The 252-nt window shown below is 70.2% G+C and carries 1 protein-coding gene; it reads left to right on the top strand.

Annotated elements, in window-relative coordinates; all coding sequences use genetic code 11:
• Positions 1-252, top strand: a 252-nt coding sequence (locus C1X29_RS30135) for an RDD family protein (RefSeq protein WP_146023332.1), incomplete at both ends; no start/stop codon positions are given.

Genomic DNA, 252 nt, shown 5'->3' on the forward strand with positions numbered 1-252 from the left:
ATCATCTACAGCGCCATCACGGTGGGCGGGCCGAAACAGAGCACGATCGGCCAGCGGATGATGGGCCTGCGGACCGTCGCGCCCGAGAGCGGCGCCCGGGTCGACGTCGTCACGGCCGCCGTCCATGCGCTGCTGTTCTACGTGGCGATCTCGACCTTCCTGCTGTGGTGCGTCGACATCGCGTTCGGGCTGATGCGCGCCGACCGGCGCCTCGGGCACGACCTGCTCCTCGGTCTGGCCGTCGTCCACGCG

Origin of the sequence: Pseudomonas sp. GW456-12-10-14-LB2, assembly GCF_002884345.1 — a bacterium.
Lineage (GTDB): Bacteria > Pseudomonadota > Gammaproteobacteria > Pseudomonadales > Pseudomonadaceae > Aquipseudomonas > Aquipseudomonas paraglycinae.